Genomic DNA, 12,348 nt, shown 5'->3' on the forward strand with positions numbered 1-12,348 from the left:
GCGGCACGACCCACGACCACGCCACCCGACACGGAGGCCGCAGTCGGCTCGACCGCCCCTGCGGTCACCGGCCGGCGACCGGGTCAGGTGCTCCCGTGGTGGCCTTCGCGCGGGCGACGGCCCGGACCAGGGCGGGTCCCCGGTAGATGAAGCCTGTGTAGAGCTGCACCAGGGCGGCGCCGGCGTCGAACATGCGAGCGGCGTCGTCCGGGTCCAGCACTCCGCCGACCCCGATGATCGGCAGCCGGCCACCGGTCTCCCGGTGGACGAAGGCGACCACCTCCCGGGCCCGACCGGTCAGCGGACGGCCGGACAGTCCGCCGGTCTCCGCACCGCGCTGCGCGTCCGTCGGGGCAAGCCCGTCACGGCCGAGCGTGGTGTTGGTGGCGATCACCCCTGCCGCGCCCCGGGCCAGGCAGACCTCCAGCAGTTCGGCGATGGCCGCCTCGGTCAGATCAGGGGCGATCTTGACCAGGACCGGCTTCTCCCCCACCAGGGCCGCGAGCAGCGCATCCAGGTGCGTACGGTCCTGCAACGAGCGCAGGCCCGGTGTGTTCGGTGAGGAGACGTTCACGGCGAAGTAGTCGCCGTGCCCGCGCAGCGCACGGTACGAGGTGAGGTAGTCCTCGACAGCCTCGTCGAGCGGGGTCACCTTGGACTTGCCGAGCGAGATGCCCAAGGGCACACCGATCGGGCGCGGCAGCGCGGCCAGCCGGGCGGCCAGCGCGGCGGCACCGGCGTTGTTGAAGCCCATCCGGTTGACCACCGCCTCGCTGGCCGGCAGCCGGAACAGGCGCGGCCGGGGGTTGCCCGGTTGCGCGTGTGCGGTGACAGTGCCCACCTCGACGAAGCCGAAGCCGAGCGCCGGCCACGCCGCCAGCGCCGCGCCGTCCTTGTCCATGCCGGCGGCCAGCCCGACCGGGTTCGGGAACCGGACTCCGAAGACCGTGCGCGGCGCGCTCACCGCGTACCGGGTGCGCAGGGCGGCGAGCGCGGCGGGCCGCCGGGACAGCGCGGCCAGCCGCCGCAGTGTCCACTCGTGCGCGGCCTCCGCGTCGCCACCGCCGAGCCGGAACAGCCAGGGCCGTACCGCCCGCTCGAACACTGTCACTGGGCGGCCCGCAGGGTGGCGTGCAGGTCCTGCAGGGGGCGTACCTGCATGTCGCCCCGGATCCGCGCCTCGATGCCCATCACCGCTGCGGCAGCGCCGGGGACCGTGGTGATGCAGGGGATGTCCCCGGTGACGGCGGCGCTGCGGATCTCGTAGCCGTCGGAACGGGCGCTGGCACCCGAGCCCTGCGGCGTGTTGATCACCAGCGCCACGTGACCGCCGAGGATCAGTGACACCGCGTCGTCGCTCTCGCCGGCCTCGTAGTGCTTGCGGACCTGCTCGCAGGCGATGCCGTGCCGGCGCAGCACCTCGGCGGTGCCGGTGGTCGCCACGATCTCGAAGCCCAGATCGGCAAGCCGCTTGATCGGGAAGATCATGCCGCGCTTGTCCCGGTTGGCCACCGAGACGAAGATCTTCCCGGCGGTCGGCAGCGAGCCGTACGCGGCCGACTGGCTCTTGGCGAAGGCATGCCCGAAGTTGGTGTCGATGCCCATCACCTCGCCGGTGGACTTCATCTCCGGCCCGAGCAGCGAGTCGATGCCCTTGCCGGCGCGGGTCCGGAAGCGCTTGAACGGCAGCACCGCCTCCTTGACCGCTACCGGCGCGTCGGCGGACATCGTGCCGCCGTCCCCGGTCGCCGGCAACAGTCCCTCGGCCCGCAGCTCGGCGATGCTCGCGCCGAGCGCGATCCGTGCCGCCGCCTTGGCCAGCGGCACGGCCGTCGCCTTCGAGACGAACGGAACGGTCCGCGAGGCGCGCGGGTTGGCCTCCAGGACGTAGAGCACGTCGTCCTTGAGCGCGTACTGCACGTTGAGCAGGCCACGGACGCCGACGCCACGGGCGATGGCCTCGGTGTAGCGGCGGACCTCGGCCAGGTGCGACCCGGCGAGGGTGATCGGCGGCAGCGCGCACGACGAGTCGCCGGAGTGGATGCCGGCCTCCTCGATGTGCTCCATCACCCCACCGATGTAGACCTCGCCGTCGGCGTCGCACAGCGCGTCCACGTCGATCTCGATGGCGTCGTCGAGGAACCTGTCGACCAGCACCGGGTGGTTCGGGGAGATGTCGGTGGCCCGGCCGATGTAGTCACGCAGCGTCGGGTCGTCGTAGACGATCTCCATGCCGCGACCGCCCAGCACGTACGACGGCCGGACCAGCACCGGGTAGCCGATCTCGTCGGCGATCGCCTTGGCCTCGTCGTAGGAGGTGGCCATGCCGTGCGCCGGCGCGCGCAGCCCGGCGCGGGCCAGCACCGCACCGAACGCGCCCCGCTCCTCGGCAAGGTGGATCGACTCCGGGGAGGTGCCGACGATCGGCACACCGGCGTTCTTGAGTCGCTGCGCCAACCCCAGCGGCGTCTGCCCGCCGAGCTGCACGACCACACCGACCACGCCCGGCCCGCCAGCCGCGCGACCCGAGGAGTCCTCGGCGTGCCAGACCTCCAGGACGTCCTCGAAGGTCAGCGGCTCGAAGTAGAGCCGGTCGGCGGTGTCGTAGTCGGTGGAGACCGTCTCCGGGTTGCAGTTGACCATGACGGTCTCGTAGCCGGCCGACCGCAGCGCCTGCACGGCGTGCACGCACGAGTAGTCGAACTCGATGCCCTGTCCGATCCGGTTCGGGCCGGAGCCCAGGATCAGCACCTTCGGCCGGTCCGACGGCACGACCTCGGTCTCCGAGTCGTACGTCGAGTAGTGGTACGGCGTGGTCGCCTCGAACTCGGCCGCGCAGGTGTCCACAGTCTTGTAGACCGGGCGTACGTCGAGGCGGTGCCGCAGGGTGCGGACGCCGTCCTCGGCGGCCAGCTCCGGGCGCAGCGCGGCGAGCTGCCGGTCGGACAGGCCGGCCCGCTTGGCGCGGCGCAGCAGGTCGGCGTCGAGCACCGGGGCGTCCACGATCTCGGCCCGCAGCTCGATCAGGGCGACGATCTGGTCCAGGAACCACGGGTCGATGCCACCGGATGCGGCGCTGACCTCGGCGATCGACGCGCCGAGGCGCAGTGCGCGCTCGACGGTGTACAGCCGGCCGTCGTGCGGGATGCGCAGCGCGGCCAGGGTGTCGGCGAGCGTGACGCCGGCCGGGTCGGGCTGCGTCCAGAAACCAGATGATTTGGTCTCCATCGAGCGCATCGCCTTGTTGAGCGCCTCGGAGAAGTTGCGGCCCAGGCTCATCGCCTCGCCCACCGACTTCATGGTGGTGGTCAGCTCCGGGTCCGCGCCTGGGAACTTCTCGAACGCGAACCGGGGGATCTTCACCACCACGTAGTCCAGGGTCGGCTCGAACGCCGCCGGGGTCTTCAACGTGATGTCGTTGGGGATCTCGTCGAGGGTGTAGCCGATGGCCAGCTTCGCGGCGATCTTGGCGATCGGGAAGCCTGTCGCCTTCGACGCCAGCGCCGACGACCGGGACACCCGCGGGTTCATCTCGATCACGACGATGCGGCCGTCGACAGGGTTGACCGCGAACTGGATGTTGCAGCCGCCGGTGTCCACACCGACCTCGCGCAGGACCGCGATGCCCAGGTCACGCAGACGCTGGTACTCCCGGTCGGTGAGCGTCATGGCCGGTGCCACTGTGACGCTGTCTCCGGTGTGCACGCCCATCGGGTCGATGTTCTCGATCGAGCAGACCACCACCACGTTGTCGTGCCGGTCGCGCATCAGTTCGAGCTCGTACTCCTTCCAGCCGAGCACGCTCTCCTCGATGAGCACCTCGTGCACCGGGCTGGCGGCCAGACCGTCACCGGCGATGCGGGCCAGGTCCTCCGGGGTGTGTGCCATGCCCGAACCCAGACCGCCCATTGTGAACGACGGCCGGATCACCACAGGCAGCCCCAGATCGGCGACGGTCTCCTCGACCTCTTCCATCGAGTGGCAGACCCGGGAGCGGGGCACCAGCGCGGCCGGGTCCTCGACGCCGAGCCGGACACCGGCCTTGGCGACGATCTCCTTGAACAACTGGCGGTCCTCGCCCCGGTTGATGGCGTCGATGTTCGCGCCGATCAACTCGACGCCGTACTTCTCCAGGACGCCGTTCTCGTGCAGGGCGACGGCGGTGTTCAGCGCGGTCTGCCCACCGAGGGTCGCCAGGATCGCGTCCGGGCGTTCCTTGGCGATGACCAGTTCCACGAACTCCGGGGTGATCGGCTCGACGTACGTGGCGTCGGCGAACTCCGGGTCGGTCATGATCGTCGCCGGGTTGGAGTTGACCAGGCTGACCCGGATCCCCTCACTGCGCAGCACCCGGCACGCCTGGGTGCCGGAGTAGTCGAACTCGCAGGCCTGCCCGATGACGATCGGCCCGGAGCCGATCACCAGGATGTGCTTGAGATCGCTCCGCTTAGGCATTGCTGCGCCCCTCGCTGTGGGTCGGGTCTGCACTGGTCTGCCGGCCCTCGATCAGCTCGGCGAAACGGTCGAAGAGGTAGTCCGCGTCGTGCGGACCGGCCGCCGCCTCCGGGTGGTACTGCACGGTGAACGCCGGTACGTCCACGGCCCGCAGCCCCTCGACCACGTTGTCATTGAGGCAGACATGGGACACCTGAACGCCACCGAACTCGGTCTGGATCACCTGGTCGGGGACCACCGCCCCCTGCCCGGCGCCCGGCACCTGCACCGCGAAGCCGTGGTTGTGGCTTGTCACCTCGACCTTGCCGGTGACCCGGTCGAGCACCGGCTGGTTAATGCCGCGGTGGCCGTAGCCCAGCTTGTAGGTGCCGAAGCCCAACGCCCGCCCGAGGATCTGGCTGCCGAAGCAGATGCCGAACAGCGGGATGCGGCGGGTCAGCACCTCCCGGGCCAGCGCCACCGGCCCGTCGGCGGTCGCCGGGTCACCCGGGCCGGGCGAGAAGAACACCGCGTCCGCGCCGGTGGCGAGCAGGTCCTCGATGCTCGACGAGGCGGGCAGCACGTGGGTGGTCACCCCCCGCTCGGCGAGCCGCCGCGGCACGTTGCGCTTGATGCCCAGGTCCAGCGCCGCGACGGTGAACCGCCGCTCGCCGACGGCCTCGACGACGTACGGCTTGGCGGTGGTCACCTCGGCGCTGAGGTCCGCGCCGACCATCTGCGGTGACGCGAGGACCCTGGCCAGCAGGCTCTGCGGGTCCGTGTCGATGCTGGAGATGCCCACCCGCATGGCGCCCCGGTCGCGCAGGTGCCGGGTCAGCGCCCGGGTGTCCACCCCGCTGATGCCCACCACGCCCTCGGTGGCGAGCCGGTCCTCCAGACTGCCGGTGGCCCGCCAGTTCGAACCGATGCGGGCCGGGTCGCGCACCACGTACCCGGCCACCCAGATCCGGTCGGACTCGTCGTCCTCGCCGTTGACGCCGGTGTTGCCGATGTGCGGCGCGGTCTGCACGACGACCTGGCGGTGGTACGACGGGTCGGTGAGGGTCTCCTGGTAGCCGGTCATGCCGGTGTTGAAGACGGCCTCGCCGAAGGTCTCCCCGACACTGCCGTACGCCTCGCCGTGGAAGATGCGCCCGTCCTCGAGTACGAGAATCGCGGGTCTGCGCTTGCTCACTTGACAGCCTTTCCGTCCAGAACCGTCGGCTCGCCGCGCAGGAAGGTCGCCACGATGCGACCTGGCAGCGTCATGCGGGCGTACGGGGTGTTGCGACTGCGACTGGCCAGCTCCGCCGGCTCGATGGTGCGGCGGACGGCCGGGTCGACAAGGGTCAGGTTGGCCGGCGCACCGGGCGCCGGGTCGACGCCGTGCCCGGTCAGCCCGGCGATCCGGGCAGGCGTGCGGGACATCCGCTCGGCGATCAGGTCCCACTCGGGGCCGAGCACGTCGAGCGCGATGGACAGGGCGGTCTCCAGACCGAGCATCCCCGGCCGGGCGTACGCCCACTCGCACTCCTTGTCCTCCACGGCGTGCGGGGCGTGGTCGGTGGCGATGATGTCGATGACGCCGTCGGCGAGCGCGGCGCGCAACGCGGTGACGTCCGCGGACGTCCGCAGCGGCGGGTTGACCTTGAAGACGGGGTCGTAGCTCTCCGCGCGCTCGTCGGTGAGCAGTAGGTGGTGCGGGGTGACCTCGGCGGTGACGCGTACCCCACGGGCCTTGGCCTGACGCAGCACCTCGACGCTGCCGGCGGTGGAGACGTGGCAGACGTGCAGGCGGCTGCCCACGTGCTCGGCGAGCAGCACGTCCCGGGCGATGATCGCCTCCTCGGCGACCGCCGGCCAGCCGATCAGCCCGAGCCGGGTGGAGACCTCACCCTCGTGCATCTGGGCGCCCTCGGTGAGCCGGGGCTCCTCGGCGTGCTGGGCGATGATCCCGTCGAACGCCTTGACGTACTCCAGTGCCCGGCGCATCAGCAGCGGGTCGGCCACGCAGTGCCCGTCGTCGGAGAACATCCGCACCTGGGCCGCCGAGTCGGCCATCGCGCCCAGCTCGGCGAGGCGCTCGCCGGCCAGCCCGACGGTGACCGCGCCGACGGGCTGCACGTCGACCAGCCCGGCCTCCCGGCCGAGCCGCCACACCTGCTCGACCACACCCGCGGTGTCGGCCACCGGAGAGGTGTTGGCCATCGCGCAGACCGCCGTGTAGCCGCCCAGCGCCGCCGCCCGGGAGCCGGACTCGACGGTCTCGGCGTCCTCCCGACCCGGTTCGCGCAGGTGGGTGTGCAGGTCGACAAGGCCGGGCAGGGCGACCAGCCCGGTTCCGTCGATGACCGTCGCGTCCGGCGCGGACAGCCCCGCACCGACCTCGGCGACGACGCCGTCGCGGATCAGCAGGTCCGTCGGCGCGGCGCCGACGACGCTCACGCTGGTGATGAGGTACGCGGTCACCGGTTGTTCCCTCCGAGCAGCAGGTACAGGACGGCCATCCGCACGGAAACCCCGTTGGTGACCTGTTCGACGATCGTGGAGCGGGGTGAGTCGGCCACCTCGGGGGTGATCTCCATCCCCCGGTTCATCGGGTGCATGACGATGGCGTGCTCCGGCAGCCGGCGCATGCGGGGCCCGTCCAGCCCGTAGCGGCGGGCGTACTCGCGGGCGGACGGGAAGTAGGAGTCCTTCATCCGCTCCCGCTGCACCCGCAGCATCATCACCACGTCGACGTCGGGCAGCACCGAGTCGAGGTCGTAGGAGACGTCGGTGCCGGGTGCGAGGGCGCCGGCGATGTCGACCGGGATGAGCGTCGGCGGGCCGACGAGGGTCACCTTCGCGCCGAGGGTCGACAGCAGCAGGACGTTCGAGCGGGCGACCCGGGAGTGCAGCACGTCTCCGACCACGGCGACCGACAGGCCGGCGAGCCGACCCAGCCGGGCCCGCATCGTGTACGCGTCGAGCAACGCCTGGGTGGGGTGCTCGTGGGTGCCGTCGCCGGCGTTGACCACCGAGCCGTCCACCCAGTTGGCGAGGCGGTGCGGGGCGCCGGAGGCGGGGTGCCGCACGACCACCGCGTCAGCGCCCATCGCCTGCAGGGTCAGCGCGGTGTCCTTCAGGCTCTCGCCCTTGGCGACGCTGGAACCCTTCGCGGAAAAGTTGATCACGTCGGCGCTGAGCCGCTTCGCCGCCGCCTCGAACGAGATCCGGGTACGTGTGGAGTCCTCGTAGAAGAGGTTCACGACAGTACGGCCGCGCAGCGCGGGCAGCTTCTTGATCTCGCGGCCGGCGACAGTGGCCATCTCGGCGGCGGTGTCCAGGATCTCGGTGGCGGTGTCGGCGTCCAGGTCCGCGCCGGAGAGCAGGTGCTTGATCATGCGGTTGCCCCTCCGTACAACTTGACCTCGTCGACACCGTCGGTCTCGGCGAGCGTGACCTTCACGCTCTCGGCGAGCGAGGTCGGGATGTTCTTGCCGACGTAGTCGGCGCGGATCGGCAGCTCCCGGTGGCCCCGGTCGACAAGGACCGCGAGCTGCACCGACGCCGGGCGGCCCACGTCGTTGAGCGCGTCGAGCGCGGCCCGGACAGTGCGGCCGGAGAACAACACGTCGTCGACGAGGATGACCCGCTTGCCGTCGATGCCGCCGGTGGGCACCTGGGTGGGGCCGACCGCGCGGGTGGCGTGGCGCCGCAGGTCGTCACGGTAGAGCGTGATGTCGAGCACACCCACCGGGATGTCGACGGCCTCGAAGGTGCTGATGCGGGCCGCGAGCCGTCGCGCGAGGGGCGCGCCACGGGTGGGAATCCCCAACAGCACGGTGTCGGCGGCGCCCTGGGTCTTCTCCAGGATCTGGTGCGAGATGCGGTCGACCACGCGCTGCACGTCGGCGCTGTCGAGGATGACCTTCACCGAGGGTTGTCGTGGTGGTGACGAGCGGGCAGCCGGTGGGTACGCCACGGCAGACCTCCTTCCCCGCCTCACGGGACGGGTCGTTAAAGGATGTCGGGCAACTCCGGTCGGACCGCGTACAGACCCGGACCGGGGCTTCACGCCACGTTACCAGTGGTCACCCGGCCGATGGACGGCGGCTGCTGACCACCGGATCAGGCCGACGAATGGGGATAACTCCCCCGGTGGCCCTCAACGGTAGGGTCGCGACCACTTGACCACGTGTCGCATTCCCCGTACCGTCACGCTCCGTAGCGATCGACGGGAGAACCCCGAGCAGCACTGGGAGTGTCCGAATGCCCTCTGAATACGCCAAATCTCTGGGCGCCCGCCTGCGCTCCATCCGCCAGCAGCAGGGCCTGTCCCTGCAGGGTGTGGAGGAGAAGTCGAACGGGCGGTGGAAGGCCGTGGTGGTCGGCTCGTACGAGCGTGGCGACCGCGCCGTGACGGTTTCCCGTCTGGCCGAGCTGGCCGAGTTCTACCGTGTCCCCGTCTCGGAGCTGCTGCCCGACGGCAGTGGTGTCCGTCACGAGCCCACCAGCAAGATCGTTCTGGACCTGGAGCGGCTCTACGACGAGGCCTCCGAGGACCTGGCCTACGTCGCCCGCTACGCCCGCGCCATCCAGCAGCAGCGTGGCGACTACAACGGTCGGGTGCTCTCCATCCGCGCCGACGACCTGCGCGCGCTCGCGATCGTCTACGACGCCTCGCCGTCCGGGCTGATCGAGCGGCTCACCGAGCACGGTGTGCTGGTCGCCGACCCGCGGGCGTTCTTCGCCTCCTGAGCTGTCGCTCCACCCGAAAAGGCCCGTGCCGGATGGCACGGGCCTTTTCGGTGGTGCCTGACCTCAGCGGGTGGCGTACTCGGCGATACGGCCGAGCAGACCGTTGAGGAAGCGCGGCGAATCGTCGGTCGACATCTGCCGGGCCAACTCCACAGCCTCGCTGATCGCCACCGCGTCGTCGATCTCGTCGACGTAGAGCAACTCGTAGACGGCGACCCGGGCCAGGTTGCGGTCGACCACCGGCATCCGGTCCAGGGTCCAGCCCTCGGCATAGCTGGCGATCAGCTCGTCGATCCGGTTGAGGTGTTCGGCGACCCCCTCGATCAGGCCCACCGCGTAACCCATATGCTCCGGGCGGGGCTGTTCGATGCGCTGAAGGTAGCCGGCCAGCACCTCCACGGGCGGCCTGTCCCGCAGGTCGGCCTCGTAGAGGACATCCAGCGCCCGCTTGCGCGCCTTGCGGCGCGCCGGCATCTGCTGCTTGGGACCCTCAGCCATCAGGCGCGGCCGAGGTAACGGCCGTCGCGGGTGTCGACCTTGATCTTCTCACCGGTGGTGATGAACAGCGGGACCGGCACTGTGGCGCCGGTCTCGACGGTCGCCGGCTTGTTGCCGCCGGTCGACCGGTCGCCCTGCAGACCCGGCTCGGTGTACGTGACCTCGAGCACGACACTGGTGGGCAGCTCGATGTAGAGCGGCACACCTTCGTGGGTGGCGACTGTCGCCTCCGCCTCGGGCAACAGGTAGTTGGCTGCCTCCCCGACGGTGCCGCCGGGAACGGTGATCTGGTCGAAGGTCTCCAGATCCATGAAGACGTAGTCTTCGCCGTCGGCGTACAGGTACTGCATCGTGCGCTTGTCCACGGTCGCGGTCTCGACCTTGGTGCCCGCGTTGAAGGTCTTGTCGACCACCTTCCCGGACAGCACGTTCTTCAGCGTGGTGCGCACGAAGGCACCACCCTTACCGGGCTTGACGTGCTGGAACTCGACGACGGACCAGAGCTCGCCGTCAAGGTTGAGTACCAGGCCGTTCTTGAGGTCGTTGGTAGAGGCCATTTCCTGCCTTGATCATCAATTGGCGGACAGACCTGGCAAGTCTACAAGCTGCGCTGCGGCGCGTTACCCGCCGTGGTCGGCCGACCGTCCCGCCGCGCGGCCGGCATCCCGACGACGGTGACGGAACGTCATTTGCGGGTCACGGCCGTCCCATCCTTCCTGGCCCCTTTGCTCTGCTTCAACCCACGCAACAGTCACCCTCCGTAAGACGCGACAGGCAGGGCCGACCGACACCGGTGCCGGGTATGCGCAGCTCAAGGTCGGTGTCGCGTGGGTTGAAGCAGAGCAAAGGAGGCGACGAGGAGGGCGGCCGCCTGCACGCGGCCGGGATGCGGCAACCGACGGTGACGCCCTCCATCCAGTAGCGGTGTCACAGTAGGTAAGCCGACGCGACGAGGGCGGCGGAAGGCGCCGGTGGACCAGGGCTGCGGAAGCGCCGGTCGGCGTGGGTCAGCCGGCTTCGCTCCGGACCACCTGAGCGGCAGGTCAGGCGGTACGGGTGGCGAGGTGATGCAGGGCGAGCCGGTAGCCGTCGATACCGAGACCGCAGATCACCCCGGTGGCCACCGCGGAGACCACCGAATGGTGCCGGAACTCCTCGCGGGCGTGGATGTTCGACAGGTGCACCTCAACCAGCGGCCCGCGCAGCATCGCGCAGGCGTCGCGCACCGCGTACGAGTAGTGCGACCAGGCGGCCGGGTTGAGCACCACCGCCGCGCTCTCGTCGGCGGCGGCGTGCAGCCAGCCCAGCAGCTCGTGCTCGGCGTCGGTCTGCCGGACCGTCACGTCCAGCCCCAACTCCCGGCCGGTCGCCTCGCAGAGCGCCACCAGATCGGCGTAGCTGGTCGAGCCGTAGACCGCCGGCTCCCGGGTGCCAAGCCTGCCCAGGTTCGGCCCGTTCAACACATAGACCTTCAAGACGCGCACACCTCGCGGTAGGCCGCTTCGAGCAGCGCGTCGTCCGGCCCCTCAAGCATCGCGGGGCGGGCCAGCCCGTCCAGCACCACGAAACGCAGCTTGCTGCCCCGGGCCTTCTTGTCCACCCGCATCGTGGCCAGCAGTCGTGGCCAGGCGTCGGCCGGGTAGCTCACCGGCAGGCCGAGCGCGACAAGGGTGCGGCGGTGCCGGTCGGCGGTCGGCGCGTCCAGGCGACCGGCGAGGCGGGCCAGCGCGGCGGCGTACACCAGGCCGACGGATACGGCATGGCCGTGCCGCCAGCGGTAGCCCTCGTTCTGCTCGATGGCGTGCGCGAGGGTGTGCCCGTAGTTGAGGACCTCCCGCAGGCCGGACTCGCGCAGGTCGCCAGCGACCACGTCGGCCTTGACCCGGATGGCCCGCTCGATCAGCTCCCGGGCCACCGGCCCGCGCGGGTCGGTGGCCGCGGCCGGGTCGCGCTCGACCAGGTCGAGGATCACCGGATCGGCGATGAAGCCGCACTTGACCACCTCGGCCAGCCCGGCCGCCAGGTCGACGGCGGGAAGGCTGTCCAGGGTGGCAAGGTCGGCCAGCACCCCGACCGGCGGGTGGAACGCGCCCACCAGGTTCTTGCCGGCGGCGGTGTTGATTCCGGTCTTGCCGCCCACCGCGGCGTCCACCATGCCCAGCAGCGAGGTCGCCACCGGCACCCAGCGCACACCGCGCAGCCAGCAGGCCGCGACGAAGCCGGCCAGGTCGGTCGCCGCGCCGCCGCCCACCCCGACCACCGCGTCGGTACGGGTGAAACCGGCCGCGCCCAGCCGGTCCCAGCAGGCGGCGGCCACGTCGATCTGCTTGCCCGACTCGGCGTCGGGCACCTCGATCGGCAGCGGCTCGATCCCGGCCGCGCGCAACCGTTCGCCGAGCGCGTCGGCGAGGGTCTTGAGCGGGGGCGTGTGCAGTACCGCCGCCCGGGTCGCGCCGGGCAGCAGGCCGGGCAGGGCGTCCAGCAGGTCGCGGCCGACAAGCACGTCGTACGGCCGCTCGCCGCCGACCGGGATCCGGGTCACGTCGTCCATCGCCGGCAGCCTAGTCCAGCGCGTGGCGCGGCGGCGGCGGGAGACGGCGGCGCCCACTGCGTGAAACCGGGCAGAACTGTCGGTGCGCGGTCGTAGGGTCGGCTCGACAACCGAGTTGAGGA

At 71.0% G+C, this 12,348-nt stretch carries 11 protein-coding genes; 1 reads left to right on the forward strand and 10 read right to left on the reverse strand.

Translation table 11 applies throughout. From position 1 onward, the window contains the following. Positions 1 to 64 precede the first annotated feature (64 nt). Genes F4558_RS15590 through pyrR form a run of 6 tightly spaced genes read right to left on the reverse strand, consistent with a single transcriptional unit; the run spans position 65 to position 8,401 of the window. Positions 65 to 1,111 carry a quinone-dependent dihydroorotate dehydrogenase gene (locus F4558_RS15590; RefSeq protein WP_053655458.1) on the reverse strand — a complete coding sequence of 349 codons (1,047 nt, stop codon included), beginning with the start codon at positions 1,109 to 1,111 and terminating at the stop codon, positions 65 to 67. Further along, on the reverse strand, positions 1,108 to 4,455 hold the full coding sequence (gene carB, locus F4558_RS15595) for a carbamoyl-phosphate synthase large subunit (protein WP_053655456.1): 3,348 nt from the start codon (positions 4,453 to 4,455) through the stop codon (positions 1,108 to 1,110). The genes F4558_RS15590 and carB overlap by 4 nt, the downstream gene beginning before the upstream one ends. Next, positions 4,448 to 5,629, reverse strand: a complete 1,182-nt coding sequence (gene carA / locus F4558_RS15600; protein WP_053655454.1) for a glutamine-hydrolyzing carbamoyl-phosphate synthase small subunit — start codon at positions 5,627 to 5,629, stop codon at positions 4,448 to 4,450. Before carA ends, carB begins: the two co-directional genes overlap by 8 nt. After that, positions 5,626 to 6,903 (reverse strand): dihydroorotase, encoded by a 1,278-nt coding sequence (locus F4558_RS15605; protein WP_167944886.1) that lies wholly within the window; start codon positions 6,901 to 6,903, stop codon positions 5,626 to 5,628. Before F4558_RS15605 ends, carA begins: the two co-directional genes overlap by 4 nt. After that, positions 6,900 to 7,820 (reverse strand): aspartate carbamoyltransferase catalytic subunit, encoded by a 921-nt coding sequence (locus F4558_RS15610; RefSeq protein ID WP_053655450.1) that lies wholly within the window; start codon positions 7,818 to 7,820, stop codon positions 6,900 to 6,902. The genes F4558_RS15605 and F4558_RS15610 overlap by 4 nt, the downstream gene beginning before the upstream one ends. Then, positions 7,817 to 8,401 carry a bifunctional pyr operon transcriptional regulator/uracil phosphoribosyltransferase PyrR gene (pyrR, locus tag F4558_RS15615; RefSeq protein ID WP_053655448.1) on the reverse strand — a complete coding sequence of 195 codons (585 nt, stop codon included), beginning with the start codon at positions 8,399 to 8,401 and terminating at the stop codon, positions 7,817 to 7,819. The genes F4558_RS15610 and pyrR overlap by 4 nt, the downstream gene beginning before the upstream one ends. Positions 8,402 to 8,688: 287 nt before the next feature. On the opposite strand from pyrR, the gene bldD reads away from it, so the two are divergent. Next, positions 8,689 to 9,177: a transcriptional regulator BldD gene (bldD, locus tag F4558_RS15620; RefSeq protein ID WP_007458348.1), complete on the forward strand. Its 489-nt coding sequence runs from the start codon at positions 8,689 to 8,691 to the stop codon at positions 9,175 to 9,177. Positions 9,178 to 9,240: 63 nt separating this feature from the next. Here the strand turns inward: bldD and nusB are convergent, their stop codons facing one another. From nusB to aroB, 4 genes are all read right to left on the reverse strand, one after another. Next, positions 9,241 to 9,651, reverse strand: coding sequence for a transcription antitermination factor NusB (nusB, locus tag F4558_RS15625; RefSeq protein ID WP_209274267.1), 411 nt, complete (start codon positions 9,649 to 9,651; stop codon positions 9,241 to 9,243). Positions 9,652 to 9,674: 23 nt separating this feature from the next. Beyond that, positions 9,675 to 10,232: an elongation factor P gene (gene efp, locus F4558_RS15630; RefSeq protein ID WP_053655444.1), complete on the reverse strand. Its 558-nt coding sequence runs from the start codon at positions 10,230 to 10,232 to the stop codon at positions 9,675 to 9,677. Positions 10,233 to 10,718: 486 nt separating this feature from the next. Beyond that, on the reverse strand, positions 10,719 to 11,150 hold the full coding sequence (aroQ, locus tag F4558_RS15635; protein ID WP_053655518.1) for a type II 3-dehydroquinate dehydratase: 432 nt from the start codon (positions 11,148 to 11,150) through the stop codon (positions 10,719 to 10,721). Then, the gene (gene aroB / locus F4558_RS15640) at positions 11,147 to 12,226 is read right to left on the reverse strand and encodes a 3-dehydroquinate synthase (RefSeq protein ID WP_167944889.1); all 1,080 of its coding nucleotides are present in this window, start codon (positions 12,224 to 12,226) and stop codon (positions 11,147 to 11,149) included. Before aroB ends, aroQ begins: the two co-directional genes overlap by 4 nt. Between the last annotated feature and the right edge of the window lie 122 nt (positions 12,227 to 12,348).

Origin of the sequence: Micromonospora profundi (assembly GCF_011927785.1) — a bacterium.
Classification (GTDB): Bacteria; Actinomycetota; Actinomycetes; order Mycobacteriales; family Micromonosporaceae; genus Micromonospora; species Micromonospora profundi.